This window comes from Streptomyces sp. NPDC091371 (assembly GCF_040684275.1).
Classification (GTDB): domain Bacteria; phylum Actinomycetota; class Actinomycetes; order Streptomycetales; family Streptomycetaceae; genus Streptomyces.
This window is the reverse complement of the sequence record NZ_JBFBFP010000002.1, coordinates 348,285-363,159: the sequence shown is the minus strand read 5'-3', so window position 1 is coordinate 363,159 and position 14,875 is coordinate 348,285. Positions and strand designations below refer to the sequence as shown.

The following is a 14,875-nucleotide window of genomic DNA, read 5'->3' as shown; positions in this document are numbered from 1 at the left end:
GGTCACAGCTTCGGCGCAATCTCTTCGGTCCAGATCCGGGTCCGCTCCTCCTGCGACATGTGGCAGGCGGACCAGTGCCGGCTGTCGTCCTGGGTCAGCTCGGGCCGCTGGGTGCGGGTGATGCCGCCCTTGGGGATGTCGGCGTACGGGCAGCGCGGGTTGAAGGCGCAGCCGCTGGGGATGTTGATGAGGCTGGGCGGCGAGCCCTTGACCGGGATGAGGCGCTCGGTCTGGTCGCGGTCGATGCGCGGCATCGAGCCCAGCAGGCCCCAGGTGTACGGGTGGCGGGGCTCGTAGAAGACCTTCTCGGCGGTGCCCCGCTCGACGCAGCGGCCGCCGTACATGACGAGGATGTCGTCGGCCATCTCGGCGACCACGCCCAGGTCGTGCGTGATCATGATGACCGCGGAGCCGAACTCCTTCTGCAGATCTCGGATCAGGTCCAGGATCTGCGCCTGGACGGTGACGTCCAGGGCGGTGGTCGGCTCGTCCGCGATGAGCAGCTCGGGGTTGTTGACCAGAGCCATGGCGATCATCGCGCGCTGGCGCATGCCGCCGGAGAACTCGTGGGGGTATCCGTCCACGCGCCGGTGCGGCTCCGGGATGCCCACGCGGTCGAGCATCTCGACGGCCCGCTTGCGCGCCGTCTTCTTGTCGACGTCGTGGTGGGTCCGGTACGCCTCGACGATCTGCGCGCCGACCGAGTAGTACGGGTGCATCGCGGAGAGCGGGTCCTGGAAGACCATGGCCATCTTGCGGCCGCGCAGGCTGCGCACGTGGTCGGCGTCGGCGCTGACGAGGTCCTCGCCGTCGAGCACGACCTCGCCCGAGATGTGCGGGCGGCTGCGCGCGTTGCCGGTGCGGTGCAGGCCCATGATGGCCAGCGAGGTCACCGACTTGCCGGAGCCGGACTCGCCGACGATCCCGAGCGTCTTGCCGCGCTCCAGGTCGAAGGAGAGCCCGTCGACGGACTTGACCAGTCCGTCGTCGGTCGGGAAGTGCACCTTGAGGTCGCGCACCGAGAGGTAGGCGCCGTCGCGCGGCCCGGCCTGCTCGGGGATGAAGGCGGGCCCGGTGGAGGTGCCGTTGGAAGAGGCGGGGGTCTCGGTCACGTCAGCCTCACGCGCGGGTCGATGACGGCGTACAGCAGGTCCACGATCAGGTTGGCCATCACCACGAAGAGCGCGGCGAGCAGGGTGACTCCCATGATCACCGGGAGGTCGCCGGCGCTGATCGCTGCCACCGCGGCCGTTCCCAGGCCCTGGAAGTTGAAGGTCGTCTCGGTGAGCACCGCGCCGCCGAGGAGTCCGCCGAGGTCGAGGCCGAACATGGTCACGACCGGGGTGAGGGTGGAGCGCAGGGCGTGCTTGCGGATGACCACGCCCTCCTTGAGGCCCTTGGCGCGGGCCGTGCGGATGTAGTCCTCGCCGAGCACTTCGAGCATCGTGGCGCGGGTGATGCGGGCGTAGGTGGCGGCGAAGAGGAAGGCCAGGGTCACCCAGGGCAGGATCATGGAGTTGAGCCAGGCCACCGGGTCTTCGGTGAGTGGTTTGTAGTTGGATACGTCCAGCCAGCCGAGGCCGTAGACGAAGATCGCGGGGGCCACCATGCCGGTGAAGAAGATCGGCAGGGAGACACCGGCGAGCGCGCCGACCATGACGGTGCGGTCGATGGCGGTCCGGCGCTTGAGGGCCGAGACCACGCCGGTGGCCACACCGGCGATCACCCAGATCACGGCCGCCCCGAGGGCGAGCGAGAGGGTGACCGGCATCCGGTCGAGCATGGTCTCCCAGACGGGCGCCTCGGTCTTGAACGAGTAGCCGAAGCAGGGCGCCGCGCAGTGCGTGACATCCGTGCCGCCGTCGTAGTCGCGGCCGGCGAAGATGCCCTTGAGGAAGAGCAGGTACTGCTCGGAGATGGGCTTGTCGAAGCCCATCTTCACGCGGATGCCCGCCAGGGCGGTCTCGTTGGTCTCGCGACCCGCGTACATGAGTGCGGGATCGCTGCCGGTCAGCTTCGGGACCGCGAAGAAGATGCCGAAGGTGACCACGGAGACCACCAGCAGCGTGGCGGCGACGTTGAACAGCCGCCGTATGAGGTAGACGAGCACTGCAGTCGGCCGCCCGGGGCGGGTGGCCGCCGTCCCTTGTGGGGACGGCGGCCACCGCCTGCGGCCTTCACCTGCCCTTCGGACTAGCGCATGTGCGGTGAAGGCACTTACTTAGGTGCTTTGCTGGGCCTGCGGTTACTTGTTGACGCCGACGACCGCGAGGTCGATCTTGCCCAACGAGTCGTTGAAGTAGACGTTGGTCAGGCGCGGGTTGTGGTACACGAAGGCCTTGTCGAAGTTGATCGGGAGGTAGAGAGCCTTCTCCATGATCTTCTTGTTGATGTCCGTGTAGAACGGGGCTGCGGCCTCGGGCGTGGCGGCGGCAGCGGCCTTGTCGAAGAGCCCGTTGACCTCGGGGTCGTCGAGCATCGTGTAGTTGTTGTTGCCGTTCGGCAGGATGAACGATCCGTCGACCAGCGGCTGCAGGAAGCCGGCGCCGGAGTTGTAGTCGGCACCCCAGCCCATGACGATGATGCCGTAGTTCTTCTTCTTCACGTTCTCGGGCGAGCCGATCGTGGAGGAGGAGAGCTTGCCGTCGTACTGGTCGATCGTCGCCTTGATGCCGACCTTGGCGAGGGCCGCCTGCAGGGACTCCGCGGACTTCACCTCGGGGGCGCGGTTGTTGCGCACGGCGATGGTGGTCTCGAAGCCGTCCGGCTTGCCACAGGCCTTGAGGGCCTCCTTGGCCTTGGCCTCCTGCGGCTCGCCCTTCGTCAGACCGAAGGGGTCGTAGGACTTGTCCGAGCCGGGGATGCCGGGCGGCAGCATGTTGGCGCCGAGGTCACCGCTGGTCGGGCCGCCGCGGGCGGTCTGCAGGGACTTCGGGTCGGCCGCGTAGATGACGGCCTTGCGGCACTCGATGTTGTCGAACGGCGCGACCGTCTGCGGGAAGGCGAAGTAGCGGATGTAGCCCGTGAACGGGTTGTCCGCGTTCTTCTTCAGGTTCTCGTCCTTGAGGACCTTGTTCTTGCCGGCCTGCTGCATGCCCGTGCCGTCGACCGCGAGGTCGATGTCACCGGACAGCAGACGCTGGTCCATGTCGTCCGGGTTGGTCGTCACCGTGAAGGAGACCTTGTCCGGCAGACCCGTGCGGATCGTGTCCGTCTTCGGGTCCCAGTGCTCGTTGCGGACGAAGGTGGCGCCCTTGCCCGCGGTGAAGCTCTCGACCTTGTACGGGCCGGTGGAGACCGGCTTGTTGGTGTACGTGGCGCCGTCGTCCTTGGCCACCGGGACCGGCGAGGAGGAGGGCATGGCCAGCAGGTAGCTGAAGTCGGAGTTGGCGCTCGCCAGGTTGAAGACGATCGTCTTGTCGTCCGGCGTCTCGACGGACTTCAGACCCATCTTGTTGGGGTCGGTGTCCTTGTACGGGCCGGGGTACTTCTGGCCCTGGTCGAGCAGGTCGATCAGGTAGGTGGGACCGCCGGACAGCACGTCCTGCGCGAAGACCCGCTCGATGCCGTACTTGAAGTCCTTCGAGGTGATCGGCGTGCCGTCCTCGAACTTCACGCCGTCCTTGATCTTGACGGTGTACGTCTTGCCGTCGTTGCTCAGGACCGGCAGGGCCTCAGCGAGGTCCGGGACCAGCTTGGTGCCAGCCTCACCCGGCTTGCTGTCGTACGCGAGCAGCTGGCGGATGTACAGGCGCTGCATGTTCCACACGAAGCCGTAGTAGGCACGCGCCGGGTCGAGGTAGTCGACGTCCTGCGGCGACCAGAGCTTGAGCTCGCCGCCCTTGGTGGTCGACGGGTTCACGACGCCGGTGGTGGCGGCGTTGAACGCGGCGGCACCCCCGGTGTTCTTGCCCTCGGTCTTCTTGCCGTCATCGCCACCGCACGCGGCGGTCAGCGACAGGGCGGCGATCACGGCGGTGATCGCGAGTGCCTGCTTTCTGCGGATCACGGTTGTCCAACCTCCATAGGTGGGTGAATCGTTGAGCGGTTCAGCTGCCCTTGGGGTCGAGTGCGTCACGCAGCCCGTCCCCGAAGAGGTTGAACGCCAGGACGGTGATGAAGATCGTGATACCGGGGACCACCATGTACATGGGGTCGTCCTGGTAGATGGGGATGGCGTCGGACAGCATCTTTCCCCAGGAGGCCGTCGGCGGCTTGACGCCGGCGCCGAGGAAGCTGAGGGCCGCCTCCGTCAGGATGTTGGTCGGGATGATCAGCGTCGAGTAGACGAGGATCGGGGCGACCAGGTTGGGCAGCAGCTCCTTGATCAGGATGTAGCCGCGCCCGGCGCCGAGGCTGCGAGCGGCCTCGACGTACTCGCGTTCCCGCAGGGAGATCGTCTGGCCCCGGACGATGCGGCCGATGTACGGCCATCCGAAGAAGCCGATGACGATGACCAGGACGCCCATGCGGACGCCTGAACCCTCGAACCCCCAGAGGGAGTTGGGAACCACGGAGACCAGGGCGATGGTGAACAGCAGCTGCGGGAAGGCCAGCAGCAGGTCCATCGTGCGGCTGATGAGCCCGTCGACCCAGCCGCCGAGGAACCCGGCGAGGGCGCCGAGCAGGCTGCCGATGACGACGGACACGAAGGCCGCCAGGAAGGCGACGATCAGGGAGATCCGGGCGCCGTAGACGATCCGGCTGAACACGTCGCGCCCGTTGGTGGGTTCGACGCCCAGCAGGAAGTCGGAACTCATGCCGCCGAAGGAGCCGATCGGCGTGCCCAGGTCCGGGTCGATCAGGTCCTCGTGGAACTCGTTGGGCGGGTGGCCCAGCAGGCTCACGATCTGCGGCGCGAAGACCGCCACCAGGATCAGGAGGATCACGACCACGCCGCCGGTCAGCGCGACCTTGTCGCGCTTGAGCCGCATCCAGGCGATGCGGCCGGGCGAGCGGCCTTCGATGGCCTTGGCTGGGACGTCGGCTACGGACACGGGTGCGGCTGTTTCCGCGCTCGTGTCGTGCAGTGGTGCCGTCATCGTGGTGGGGACCCCTCTCGGCCGACGGGTGGCCGGCCCATGCCCGCCGCTGTGGCGGCGTTGGTGCGGAGTGGCGCTCGGAGTGCGTGGGACACACAGGACGCGTGTGAAGTGCAGGAATTGCCGTGTGGAACAACAAGCGAAGTGCACGTGCCGAACCGGGTCTCGGAGGACTGACCGGCTCTTGGGTGGGGAGTCTTCATGGGGCGCTCAACCGGCCGCCAGACCTCTCGGGGATGTGATGCGCAACCGTGATCTGCATCGACACCTTCCGTTATCCGAACGGCAGGCCCTGTTCAGCGGTGAAACACCGCCCGTTCGGCGCGGAACGGACATCCTGCCCAACTGCCATTTCAGTCAAGGATCTTGGGCGGATTCGGCGGATATGACGAAGGCCGCACCGATGTGTTCGGTGCGGCCTTCGAGACGGATGTCTCAATATGTGGATGCCGGGAGGCCGGCGGTCTACTCGCTAGTACGCGGGTGCCTGGCCCTCGCGGTCGTAGAAGGGGCGGGTCTGCGCGCGCAGCCACATCGCGACGGGATCGTGCTCGTCCGCGAGCGCGACCGTGCACACCGGTACGCCCTCGGGAACGACGCCGACCGACTGCCGCATCATCTCCCGTACGGACTCCAGCGCGGGCGCGGAGGCGTCGTACAGGTCGAGCCCCACCGCGAGGTACGGCGACCCGAGCGCCGGCTGCACCCAGGCGCGGCGCAGCGAGCGCACGGCGGGGGTTCGGTGGGCGTGCTGGGTCAGCAGCCCGTAGAACTGCGGGAGCTCGATGGCGGGCTCGGACAGCCGCAGCGGGCCGGCCGGCATCCGGTCCAGGCCGGTCGCGATCCGGCGCAGGTCGGCCCACGGGACGCCGAGGCCGCCGCCCTGGGCGTGCGGGTTGAGCCACAGGCCCCAGCGGTCGGGGTAGAGGGCGCGGGCGATGTCCCGGCCGGTGACCACCTCGTAGCCCCGGTTCCAGCCGCTGGCGGTCAGCTCCTGCGGGGAGGTCACGCAGGGCGCGTACCCGAGGCCCTCGACCTCCATGCCGCCGTACTGGGCGTCAGGGGAGCCCGGCTGCCCCTGCCAGAGCAGCATCCACAGCCTGCCCTCGGAGAGGGCGTGCAGAAGCGACTCGTAGCTCTCGTAGCGCCCGGGAGTCACCTGGCGCAGCATGTGCTCGACCTGCCCGGCCGCGGCCGTGCCTGACGCACTCACCCGGTACCCCTCCTCGTCTTTGCTTCCGCCCGACGGAACGCGTGAACAGCTTAAGCGGCCCTACGGGAGGTAGAAGGGGCGTACGCGCTCACGAATCCAGTCCGTGACCGGGTCCTCGGCGGCGTCCAGCAGGATCAACTGCACCGGCCAGGGCGCCGGTACGCGGTTCAGGGCCCGGCCGAGGGCGTCCATCGGGGCATTGCGGGACTCGGACTCCCATCCCACCAGTCGGACACCGATGAACAGCTGCGGCTCCCCGCCCTCGACGCTCGCGAGGCAGCGGTACGCGGCGGAGACGACCCCGTCGGCGCGGAACTCCTCGGCCGCGGCGGCCAGGAAGTCCACCGGGTCCTCCTGCCAGTCCGGCTCGTAGAGCCGCACCCGGCCGCCGGTGGCGGGCCCGTCGAGGGGGGTCCGGCCGGTGCGGCAGAGCTCCGCGACGGCGGGCGGGGGGAGGGGGACGCCGACGGCGCCCTCGGGGTTGAGCGCGATGCCGAGCTGCGGGGGCAGGCCGCGGGCGAACTCGACGGCGGGGGCCACCGCGAAGTCCATGCCGGGGCCGACGCAGGCGAGGAACTGGGCCTCGGAGCTGTAGACCGGGACGTAGGCGGCGCCGCCGATGTCCATGGTGGGCAGGGTCAGCCCCTCGGCGCCGCCCTGCTCTTTGCCCGCGCCGGCCGGGAGGGGCACCCACACCTGGCTCCGCCCGAGCACCTCCAGGATCCGCCCGCCGGCGTCCGGCTGCCCGAGCGCCGCTCCGAGCACCTGCTCCAGCTCATTCCCCGGCCAGCCGTTGCCCTGCATGTCCCCTGCCTCCGTGTTCCCACCGTGTCGCCCCGCAGGGTACCGGCCCCGGGCTGCGCCGCACGCCTCCGGGCCGGTCCGCTCTGCGGCGCCGCCGCGCAAGCGCCCCCGGGCTGCGCCCGGGCCCCTGGGGCTCCGCCCCAGACCCCGCTCCTCAAACGCCGGAGGGGCTGGATTTCGCTCCTGCCGTCCGTCAAGCGCGGCCGCATCGCCCGCGGGGCGCTTCCGGTCCCGCCGGGCAACCTCCCAGCCCCGCCGGCGTTTGAGGCGCGGGGGTTCGGGGGCGGAGCCCCCGACAACGGCGCCGCACGCGGGCGGGTCAGGGGTGGAACGCGATCCGCGTCACCGCGGCGGCGGAGCGGCGGTCCAGGAGCGTGGCCGAGGCGCAGCCCGCCGGGGGGCGGCCGGCTTCCGCTTCGCGCAGGAGGCGGGTCACCGCACCCCGGTGGCGGGCGAAGGCGTAGGTCGAGACCCCGCGCCCCCGCGCCTCCTGGCCGGACAGGGCCTCCTCGGGGCTGGTGTCCAGGAGGAGCATGTGCAGCGCCCGCCCCCGCCGCCGCGCGGCCGCCGCGAGCAGCGCCCGCACCCAGCTCTGCGTACCGCAGTCGTGGACGACGACGGAGCGCCCGGAGCGCAGGTGCCGCCAGAGCCCCCAGTAGTGCGCGGCACGCACCATCGGCCGGTACACCGCGTACGGCAGCGCCCCCGGCATCCGGCGCTCCCAGCGCTCACGGGTGTCCTGGGAGTCGATCGCCGCGCCCCCGCTCCCGCCCCCGGTGCCGCCCTCGCCCGCGGCCCGCTTGATCAGCGTGCTCTTGCCGCCGCCCGGCAGGCCGGACACGACCACGATGTCGCCCTCGGCGAAGCGGAGCCGCTGCGGGCCCCGTACACCCGGCCCGCGCAGGTCCCGTACCGGCCCCGCGTCGAGCCCGAGCCCGCGCACGCGGCGCGCGCCCCGCTGCTCCGGCACCGCACCCACGGTCCCCGCGGTCGCCGCCACTCCTACGAATCTCCGCACAGCGTTCGCCTCCCCCGAATCGGGTCACCAGGACCCTTGCCCACTGAGTGTAAAGAGACGGTAATCCGGCACCCCCGGTTCCGGTCCGCCCCCGTCCAGACCCTGGACACCCGTACGATCTTTCGGGCCCGGCCGCCCGATCTCCACCATGGCGTGCAATGATGTGCGCCATCTGGACCAACCGCATCACCAATTGCATACCGGCCGCTTGAATCCGCGCGGGAGAGTCCCGGCACGCCGCAAGGCCGTGCGTGGGCGCCGAAGGAGCAAGAACCTCCCTTGAATCTCTCAGGCCCCGTACCGCGTGGATGAGGCAGATCTGAAAAGCGAGCTGTTCGGCAGCTCCACCCAAGGTGCAAGCCGGAGACCCTGACGCGTCAGGAACTCTCGGCGAACCTCTCAGGTTCCGATGACAGATGGGGAGGACCTCTCCTCGTCATGTCATGCCCTGGGACCCGGGAGCCACACCCATGAGCACTGCCCCCCGCCTGACCGCACTCGATGCGCTGCACCGTTCCCTCGGTGCGACCATGACCGACTTCGCGGGCTGGGACATGCCCCTGCGGTACGCGAGCGAGCGCGACGAGCACAACGCCGTCCGCACCAAGGCCGGTCTCTTCGACCTCTCCCACATGGGCGAGATCACGCTGACCGGCCCGGAGGCCGTCAAGGCCCTGGACTACGCGCTGGTCGGCAACATCTCCACCGTCGGCGTCGGCCGTGCCCGCTACACGCACATCTGCCAGGAAGACGGCGGCATCGTCGACGACCTGATCGTCTACCGCCTCGGCGAGACCGAGTACATGGTCGTCGCCAACGCCTCCAACGCCCAGGTGGTGCTGGACGCCCTGACCGAGCGCGCCGCCGGCTTCGACACCGAAGTCCGCGACGACCGCGACGCGTACGCGCTGATCGCCGTGCAGGGCCCGGAGTCCCCCGGCATCCTCGCCTCCCTCACCGACGCCGACCTGGACGGTCTGAAGTACTACGCCGGTCTGCCGGGCACCGTCGCCGGCGTGCCCGCGCTGATCGCGCGTACGGGCTACACGGGCGAGGACGGCTTCGAGCTGTTCGTCTCCCCCGAGCACGCCGTGGAGCTGTGGCAGGCGCTGACCAAGGCCGGCGAGGGCGTCGGCCTGGTCCCGGCCGGCCTGTCCTGCCGCGACACGCTGCGCCTGGAGGCGGGCATGCCGCTGTACGGGCACGAGCTGACCACCTCCCTCACCCCGTTCGACGCGGGGCTGGGCCGGGTCGTGAAGTTCGAGAAGGAGGGGGACTTCGTCGGCCGCGCCGCGCTGGAGTCCGCCGCCGAGCGCGCCGCCACGAACCCGCCGCGCAAGCTGGTCGGCCTGATCGCCGAGGGCCGCCGTGTCCCGCGCGCCGGCTTCCCGGTCGTCGCGGACGGCCAGGTCATCGGCGAGGTCACCTCCGGCGCCCCGTCCCCGACGCTGGGCAAGCCGATCGCGATGGCGTACGTCGACGCGGCGCACGCCGCGCCCGGCACCTCCGGCGTCGGCGTCGACATTCGCGGTACGCATGAGCCGTACGAGGTCGTCGCTCTGCCGTTCTACAAGCGGCAGAAGTAGTCCTTGTAGTCAGGCCTGCCGCCCGGGTGCCCCGTGCGGCGACATCGCAGTACCCAAGACCCCGTTCGTTCCCACTCCCCCGCATCCAGGAGAATCAGGCCATGAGCACCCCCCAGCAGCTGCGTTACACCAAGGAGCACGAGTGGCTGTCGGACGCCGAGGACGGCGTCGCGACGGTCGGCATCACGGAGTTCGCGGCCAACGCGCTCGGTGACGTCGTCTACGCCCAGCTCCCCGCGGTCGGCGACACCGTGACCGAGGGCGAGACCTGTGGCGAGCTGGAGTCGACCAAGTCGGTCAGCGACCTGTACTCCCCCGTCTCCGGTGAGATCGTCGAGTTCAACCAGGACGTCGTGGACGACCCGGCGCTGGTGAACTCCGCCCCGTTCGAGGGCGGCTGGCTGTTCAAGGTGCGTCTGACGGAGGAGCCCAAGGACGCGCTCTCCGCTGACGAGTACGCCGCACTCACCGCCGGTAACTGACCCCAGGGGATCCTGATGTCCGTACTGAACACCCCTCTCCACGAACTCGACCCCGACGTCGCCGCAGCCGTCGACGCCGAGCTCGTGCGCCAGCAGTCGACCCTGGAAATGATCGCGTCGGAGAACTTCGCTCCGGTCGCCGTCATGGAGGCCCAGGGCTCGGTCCTCACCAACAAGTACGCCGAGGGCTACCCGGGCCGCCGCTACTACGGCGGCTGCGAGCACGTCGACGTCGTCGAGCAGATCGCGATCGACCGCATCAAGGCGCTGTTCGGCGCCGAGGCGGCGAACGTGCAGCCGCACTCCGGTGCGCAGGCGAACGCCGCCGCGATGTTCGCGCTGCTGAAGCCGGGCGACACGATCATGGGCCTGAACCTGGCCCACGGCGGTCACCTGACCCACGGCATGAAGATCAACTTCTCCGGCAAGCTCTACAACGTGGTCCCGTACCACGTCGACGAGACCGGCCGGGTGGACATGGCCGAGGTCGAGCGCCTCGCCAAGGAGACCCGCCCGCAGCTGATCGTCGCGGGCTGGTCCGCCTACCCGCGCCAGCTGGACTTCGCCGCCTTCCGCCGCATCGCGGACGAGGTCGGCGCGTACCTGATGGTCGACATGGCCCACTTCGCCGGCCTGGTCGCCGCGGGCCTGCACCCGAACCCGGTGCCGCACGCCCACGTCGTCACCACCACCACGCACAAGACCCTCGGCGGTCCGCGCGGCGGTGTCATCCTGTCGACGCAGGAGCTGGCCAAGAAGATCAACTCCGCGGTCTTCCCGGGCCAGCAGGGCGGTCCGCTGGAGCACGTGATCGCGGCCAAGGCCGTCTCCTTCAAGGTCGCGGCCTCGCCCGAGTTCAAGGAGCGCCAGGAGCGCACCCTGGAGGGCGCGAAGATCATCGCCGAGCGCCTGGTGCAGCCGGACGTCACCGAGGTCGGCGTCTCCGTCCTCTCCGGCGGCACGGACGTGCACCTGGTCCTGGTCGACCTGCGCAACTCCGAGCTGGACGGCCAGCAGGCCGAGGACCGGCTCCACGAGATCGGCATCACGGTCAACCGCAACGCCATCCCGAACGACCCGCGGCCGCCGATGGTCACCTCGGGTCTGCGGATCGGTACGCCGGCCCTGGCCACGCGCGGTTTCGGCGCCGAGGAGTTCACCGAGGTCGCCGAGATCATCGCGGCCGCGCTGAAGCCCGCGTACGACAGCGAGGGCCTCAAGGCCCGCGTCTCCGCGCTCGCCGCGAAGTTCCCGCTGTACCCGTCGCTCTAGGCACGGCCAGGGAGGGCCCGGCCTTGGTTTCCACAGGGTCGGGCCCTTCTCATGACCAAAGCCCCAGGCGGATGCGGCCCATTGCCACTGAATCCACCAATAGATGGCAAATAGGCTCCGAATAAAGGCATCACGGCATCCCCTGGCAGGACGGAAACGCACCTCATGGACATGAGCGCAGCCAACAAGAAGGGACTCAGTCTCTTCGCGCTGGTCATGATCGGCATAGGTTCGATCTTCGGATCGGGCTGGCTCTTCGGCGCCGGCACGGCCGCCCAGGTCGCCGGACCGGCGGCGCTCGTGGCCTGGGTCATCGGCGCCGTCTTCATCGGCATGATCGCCATGTCCTACGCCGAGGTCGGCGCGGCCTACCCGATCCCCGGCGGCATGGCCCGCTACGGCTCCATCTCGCACGGTCCGGTGCTCGGCTTCATCACCGGCTGGGCGGTGTGGATCGCGGTCGCCTCGCTGATCCCGATCGAGTCGATCGCGGCCACCCAGTACATGTCCTCCTGGAGCTTCGGCTGGGCCAAGGACCTGGTGGACGCCCAGTCCCACCAGCTGACCGCCTTCGGCATGGCCGTGGCGCTGGTCCTCACCGTGCTGCTGTGGCTGTCCTGCTACTGGTCGGTCCAGCTGCTCGCGAAGATCAACTCCCTCCTCACCCTGGTCAAGTTCGCGATCCCGGTGCTCGCCGTCGTCGCGCTCATCGCCTCCGGCTTCCACACCGACAACTTCACCGCCCACGGCGGCTTCGCGCCGAACGGCTGGACCGCCGTCCTGACCGCCGTCACCACCTCCGGTGTCGTCTTCGCCTTCAACGGCTTCCAGGCCGTCGTGAACCTCGGCGGCGCCGCCAAGAACCCGGGCCGGGCCATCCCGATCGCCCTGGTCGGCGCGCTCTCCCTGGGCCTGGTCATCTACCTCGCCCTGCAGGCGGCCTTCCTGGGCTCCGTACCGCCGGAGCACCTGGCGCAGGCCGGCGGCTGGGCGGGCGTCAACTTCAACTCCCCGTTCGCCGAGCTCGCCAAGCTGCTGATGATCCACTGGGTCGTGGTGATGCTCCAGTTCGGCGCCTTCATCTCCCCCGCCGGCTCCAACATCGCCAACGTGGCCTCGGCCGCGTACATGGTCCAGAACCTCTCCGAGACCGGCTTCTTCCCGAAGAAGCTCGCCCGGACCCACCCCGTCTACGGGACCGCGCGCCCCGCGATGTGGATGAACCTCGGCTTCTCGGTCCTGCTGCTGGTCACCGTCGGCCACAGCTGGAAGACCCTGGCCCCGATCATCTCGGCCGCCATGGTGATCTCGTACCTGATCGGCCCGATCGCGGTGGGCGTCTTCCGCCGCACGAAGCCGGACCTGCCCCGCCCGTTCCGCCTCCCGGCGGCCCGGATCCTCTGCCCGCTGACCTTCGTCTTCGCGGCCTGCGCGCTGTACTGGTCGAAGTGGCCGAACACCGGCATCGTCACCGCACTGACCCTGCTGGCCGCCCCGATCGCGGCGCTGGTGCTCTCCCGCAAGGGTGAGAAGGGCCTCATGCGCCAGTTCGGCCCCGCCTGGTGGATCGTCTTCTTCCTCGGCGCCCTGTCCCTGCTCTCCTGGCTCGGCTCCGCCGACTTCGGCGGCCGCGGCGCCATCCCCGGCGGCGTGGACATCGCCCTCGTGGCGGCCATGGCCCTGGTGACGTACTTCTGGGCCGTGCGGGCGGGCGTCAAGGCCCACTACGCGGGCCTGCCCGGCCCCGACCCGGTCCTCGACGCCGACTCCGGGGCCGACGCGGCCGAGCGGGACGGCGTAACGGCTCCGGAGCGTGAGCTGACACCTGCCTGACCCGTCCGCGTAATCCTCACCACCTCGTCCGGCAGGCGGGCGGTTCACCTCGCCGCGTTAAGCTCGTCTGCCGGACAAAATCCGCAATACACCTCTCCTGCCCCCTCCCACCCCACGAGCAGACAAGGGAGTCCGCCAGTGGCCATCTCCGTCTTCGACCTCTTCTCCATCGGCATCGGCCCGTCTTCCTCCCACACGGTCGGTCCGATGCGCGCGGCGCGCATGTTCGTGACGCGACTGAAGAAGGACGGGGTCCTCGCCCAGACCGCGTCCGTGCGCGCCGAGCTGTTCGGCTCCCTGGGTGCGACCGGCCACGGCCACGGCACTCCCAAGGCCGTGCTGCTGGGCCTGGAGGGCCACTCCCCCCGCACGGTGAACGTGGAGACGGCGGACGACGAGGTCGAGCGCATCCGCAAGACCGGCCGGCTGCGGCTGCTGGGCGCGGAGATAGGCGATGGCCACGAGATCGCCTTCGACGAGCCGAACCAGCTGATCCTGCACCGCCGGCGCGCGCTGCCGTACCACGCGAACGGCATGACCCTCTTCGCGTACGACGCGGCCGGCACCCCGCTGCTGGAGAAGACGTACTACTCGGTCGGCGGCGGTTTCGTCGTGGACGAGGACGCGGTCGGCGAGGACCGGATCAAGCTCGACGACACCGTCCTGAAGTACCCCTTCCGCTCCGGCGACGAGATGCTGCGCCTCGCCAACGAGACCGGCCTGTCGATCTCCTCGCTGATGCTGGAGAACGAGAAGGCCTGGCGCACGGAGGAGGAGATCCGCGAGGGCCTCCTGGAGATCTGGCGCGTCATGCAGGCCTGCGTCTCGCGCGGCATGTCCCGCGAGGGCATCCTCCCGGGCGGGCTGCGCGTCAAGCGCCGGGCCGCCTCCACGGCGCGCCAGCTGCGCACCGAGGGCGACCCGATGATGCACCGCAGCGAGTGGACGACGATCTACGCGATGGCGGTCAACGAGGAGAACGCGGCGGGCGGCCGCGTCGTGACCGCCCCGACCAACGGCGCGGCGGGCGTCCTGCCGGCGGTCCTGCACTACTACATGAACTTCGTGCCGGGCGCGGACGAGGACGGCGTGGTCCGCTTCCTCCTCGCCGCGGGCGCGATCGGCATGCTCTTCAAGGAGAACGCCTCCATCTCCGGCGCCGAGGTCGGCTGCCAGGGCGAGGTCGGCTCGGCCTGCTCGATGGCGGCGGGCGCCCTCGCGGAGGTGCTGGGCGGCACCCCGGAGCAGGTGGAGAACGCGGCCGAGATCGGCATGGAGCACAACCTGGGCCTGACCTGCGACCCGGTCGGCGGCCTGGTCCAGATCCCGTGCATCGAGCGCAACGGCATGGCGGCGGTCAAGGCCGTCACGGCGGCGAAGATGGCGATGCGCGGCGACGGCAGCCACAAGGTCTCCCTCGACAAGGTCATCAAGACCATGAAGGAGACGGGCGCCGACATGAAGGTCAAGTACAAGGAGACGGCCCGCGGCGGCCTCGCGGTCAACGTCATCGAGTGCTGACCCGCCGGGGCTGACGCGATCCGGCGGGACGTGTGCCCGGGAAGCCGTTCCCGGGCGCACATCCCGTTCAAATCGACAACTGAATTCGGCAGGAAATCCCCTCA

At 69.9% G+C, this 14,875-nt stretch carries 12 protein-coding genes and 1 riboswitch; of the genes, 5 read left to right on the top strand and 7 right to left on the bottom strand.

The window, feature by feature from the left end; genetic code table 11:
• Window positions 1-2: 2 nt before the first annotated feature.
• The 7 genes from AB0O21_RS04505 to AB0O21_RS04475 form a co-directional block, all read right to left on the bottom strand.
• Window positions 3-1,061 (bottom strand): ABC transporter ATP-binding protein, encoded by a 1,059-nt coding sequence (locus AB0O21_RS04505; RefSeq protein ID WP_365166401.1) that lies wholly within the window; start codon window positions 1,059-1,061, stop codon window positions 3-5.
• 47 nt (window positions 1,062-1,108) lie between these two features.
• Window positions 1,109-2,110: an ABC transporter permease gene (locus AB0O21_RS04500; RefSeq protein WP_365166076.1), complete on the bottom strand. Its 1,002-nt coding sequence runs from the start codon at window positions 2,108-2,110 to the stop codon at window positions 1,109-1,111.
• A 135-nt stretch (window positions 2,111-2,245) separates the two neighbouring features.
• The gene (locus AB0O21_RS04495; protein ID WP_365166074.1) at window positions 2,246-4,009 is read right to left on the bottom strand and encodes an ABC transporter substrate-binding protein; all 1,764 of its coding nucleotides are present in this window, start codon (window positions 4,007-4,009) and stop codon (window positions 2,246-2,248) included.
• A gap of 40 nt (window positions 4,010-4,049) precedes the next feature.
• Complete coding sequence (locus AB0O21_RS04490) at window positions 4,050-5,042, bottom strand: ABC transporter permease (protein WP_365166072.1); 993 nt, start codon at window positions 5,040-5,042, stop codon at window positions 4,050-4,052.
• A 472-nt stretch (window positions 5,043-5,514) separates the two neighbouring features.
• Window positions 5,515-6,255, bottom strand: coding sequence for an enhanced serine sensitivity protein SseB C-terminal domain-containing protein (locus tag AB0O21_RS04485; RefSeq protein WP_365166070.1), 741 nt, complete (start codon window positions 6,253-6,255; stop codon window positions 5,515-5,517).
• A 60-nt stretch (window positions 6,256-6,315) separates the two neighbouring features.
• Complete coding sequence (locus tag AB0O21_RS04480; RefSeq protein WP_365166068.1) at window positions 6,316-7,059, bottom strand: enhanced serine sensitivity protein SseB; 744 nt, start codon at window positions 7,057-7,059, stop codon at window positions 6,316-6,318.
• A gap of 319 nt (window positions 7,060-7,378) precedes the next feature.
• The gene (locus tag AB0O21_RS04475) at window positions 7,379-8,029 is read right to left on the bottom strand and encodes an AAA family ATPase (RefSeq protein WP_365166399.1); all 651 of its coding nucleotides are present in this window, start codon (window positions 8,027-8,029) and stop codon (window positions 7,379-7,381) included.
• A 257-nt stretch (window positions 8,030-8,286) separates the two neighbouring features.
• A riboswitch (glycine riboswitch) is annotated at window positions 8,287-8,390 on the top strand.
• Between the two features lie 157 nt (window positions 8,391-8,547).
• Here AB0O21_RS04475 and gcvT point away from each other — a divergent pair.
• The 5 genes from gcvT to AB0O21_RS04450 all read left to right on the top strand — a co-directional run bounded on the left by gcvT (window position 8,548) and on the right by AB0O21_RS04450 (window position 14,771).
• Window positions 8,548-9,663 (top strand): glycine cleavage system aminomethyltransferase GcvT, encoded by a 1,116-nt coding sequence (gene gcvT, locus AB0O21_RS04470; protein WP_365166066.1) that lies wholly within the window; start codon window positions 8,548-8,550, stop codon window positions 9,661-9,663.
• A 101-nt stretch (window positions 9,664-9,764) separates the two neighbouring features.
• Window positions 9,765-10,145: a glycine cleavage system protein GcvH gene (gene gcvH, locus AB0O21_RS04465; RefSeq protein ID WP_365166064.1), complete on the top strand. Its 381-nt coding sequence runs from the start codon at window positions 9,765-9,767 to the stop codon at window positions 10,143-10,145.
• Between the two features lie 15 nt (window positions 10,146-10,160).
• Entirely contained in the window at window positions 10,161-11,417 is a 1,257-nt protein-coding gene (glyA, locus tag AB0O21_RS04460) for a serine hydroxymethyltransferase (RefSeq protein ID WP_365166062.1), read from the top strand.
• A 165-nt stretch (window positions 11,418-11,582) separates the two neighbouring features.
• The gene (locus AB0O21_RS04455; protein WP_365166060.1) at window positions 11,583-13,250 is read left to right on the top strand and encodes an APC family permease; all 1,668 of its coding nucleotides are present in this window, start codon (window positions 11,583-11,585) and stop codon (window positions 13,248-13,250) included.
• Window positions 13,251-13,388: 138 nt separating this feature from the next.
• Entirely contained in the window at window positions 13,389-14,771 is a 1,383-nt protein-coding gene (locus AB0O21_RS04450; protein ID WP_365166058.1) for an L-serine ammonia-lyase, read from the top strand.
• Window positions 14,772-14,875 lie beyond the last annotated feature (104 nt).